The 2,125-nt window shown below is 44.9% G+C and carries 3 protein-coding genes and 1 pseudogene; 3 read left to right on the top strand and 1 reads right to left on the bottom strand.

The features are described 5' to 3' along the window. Positions 1-264 (bottom strand): annotated as a pseudogene (locus A2517_RS01730) (diguanylate cyclase); the annotation flags it as partial. Between the two features lie 128 nt (positions 265-392). Here A2517_RS01730 and A2517_RS01725 point away from each other — a divergent pair. The 3 genes from A2517_RS01725 to A2517_RS01715 all read left to right on the top strand — a co-directional run. Continuing rightward, complete coding sequence (locus tag A2517_RS01725; RefSeq protein ID WP_294893644.1) at positions 393-1,136, top strand: polysaccharide deacetylase family protein; 744 nt, start codon at positions 393-395, stop codon at positions 1,134-1,136. 42 nt (positions 1,137-1,178) lie between these two features. After that, positions 1,179-1,823: a phosphatase PAP2 family protein gene (locus tag A2517_RS01720; protein WP_294893643.1), complete on the top strand. Its 645-nt coding sequence runs from the start codon at positions 1,179-1,181 to the stop codon at positions 1,821-1,823. Continuing rightward, positions 1,820-2,125 (top strand): diacylglycerol kinase (locus A2517_RS01715; RefSeq protein ID WP_294893642.1); only part of this gene is annotated, 306 nt, incomplete at its 3' end. The genes A2517_RS01720 and A2517_RS01715, both read left to right, overlap by 4 nt.

Below are 2,125 nucleotides of genomic sequence, written 5' to 3'. Positions count from 1 at the left end.
TACATTGACTTTCATCTGGCTATCAACACTGTTAAGTCGTGCAATAATCTCTTCTAAATCATCCTTATTCCACCCTCTTTGCATAGCGGAATAGAGGGTCTCAAAGACAAGCATACTCGTTTTTTTAGCATCGACATGGGCTAAATTCGTAATCGCATCTCTCTTCATATATTCGCCGTACATATACGCGGCTATGAGAGTCACGAGCATGGTAATAAAAATAATCTTAGCCGCAATCTTTGTATAGGTTGTTTTATTTGGCATTTTCCACCCGCTTCACTCATAAAATTAACGTTACTTATAGAAATAAATTGATGATATCTCACAGGGCGTGAAAAATATCTTAAAAGAAACTCTACGCTACAATCGCATTTTCCTATAAAGGTATTTCTATGATAAAAAACCTCCTTTTTTTACTCTTAATCGCTCCCCTTTCACTCACTGCCGATGAGCCTGCGCAATGGGGTGAAAATGTGAGCGGCGTCGTCACGACCTTTGATTCCTCCAAAAAAGAGATCGCCCTCACCTTTGATGCATGCGGAGGAAGTTTTCGGAGTTCGCAGTACGATGCACAACTGATCGACTTTTTATCGGATAACCATATTCCCGCTACCCTCTTTATCAACTCCCGCTGGATTCAAAGCAATCCGGAAATTTTTGCACGATTAGCCGCCAATCCTCTGTTTGAAATAGCCAACCACGGTACCGCCCACCGCCCCCTCTCCGTTAACGGCAAAAGTGTTTATAATATCCCCGGTACCGCTTCAGCTGAGGAAGTTGCACGTGAAATCAACGGCAACGGGGATCTGATCGAAAAACTCACAGGTAAACGTCCCCTGTTTTTCCGTTCCGGTACCGCCTATTATGATGAACAAGCTATCAGCATAGCGCATCAAAACGGAGTCGAAATCGCGGGGTTCAGTATTTTAGGAGATGCGGGAGCGACCTTTAGCCCCTCCAAAGTGGCACAACAGCTCCTCAATTCCCACAGTGGCGATATTCTCCTCTTTCATATGAATCATCCTGAGGGAGGCACCCGTGAGGGGATCATAGAGGGGGTTACCAAGCTCAAAGGAGAAGGATTCAGCTTCGTCCGTCTTAGTGAGGTAAAAGATCGCCTCAATCGTCTCCCGTAGTGCTAAGTGTGATACAATCTTTTTTAGAAAGAGAGGTAAACTATGTCTTTTAATCTAAAATTTCTCTCGGGTGAATCATGGCTCTTCTCGCTCTTCTTGTTCGGTGCCGCTTTTATTCTCTTTATTCTTCTGGCTCACTACCTGAAAAACAATCACGTCGTCTATTTTGATCAGAGCGTTCTAACGTGGTTTCATGCGATCCGTCATCCTTATCTAGATCATTTTTTCTCCGCCATCACGTGGATGGGATCGTTATGGATTCTTTTGCCTCTCTATCTTGTATTGACCCTCACCCTGAGTCCCCATATAGCCCATTTTGAAAAAATCTTGGGCCTCACCTTTTGGGGGACGGTTATCACCGTCTATGCACTCAAATTTGAATTTGAACGCAAACGTCCTCTCTTGTTCGGAGCTATCCATGAACTCCCTCTCGATCCTTCCTTCCCAAGTGCCCATACGGCGCAGATCACTGCATTCGCCTTTGGACTTACTCTGGCCCTCGCCGGTATTCAATCGCTCTATCAAGGGATACTGCTCTCACTTCTTTTACTCCTCGTTGTATCGGTTTCTATCTCACGAATGTACCTACAAGTCCATTTTCCGACCGATATCTTGGCGGGTATGCTCATCGCCTTTATGTGGGCCGTTATTACCGCGTGGATTGTTAAAACAGGGGTAATGGGATGAAAAACAAGTTCTTAGAGACAGGGGAACACGGCTATCACCCGCTGCGAAAATTTAAAATTATCCTCTCGGGTCTCCGTTTTGCCGTTATCTACGATTTCAGTGTTTTGTACAAAATTATCCTCTCCGTCCTCCTCCTCATCCCCGTTATACTCTATAAAGAGTGGGTGGATGCTTCCTTGATCATTCTGGCGACGGGGGTTATGATTGCGGGAGAAGTGTTCAACACGGCGATCGAAGCGGTATGCGATTTCATGGAAACACGCTGCAATGAAAAAATTCGTATCATAAAAGACATCGCAGCA

It is taken from the genome of Sulfuricurvum sp. RIFOXYD12_FULL_44_77 (assembly GCF_001830725.1).
GTDB lineage: Bacteria > Campylobacterota > Campylobacteria > Campylobacterales > Sulfurimonadaceae > Sulfuricurvum > Sulfuricurvum kujiense_A.
Note: the sequence above shows the minus strand (reverse complement) of the source record. Positions and strands in the feature narration are given on the sequence as shown.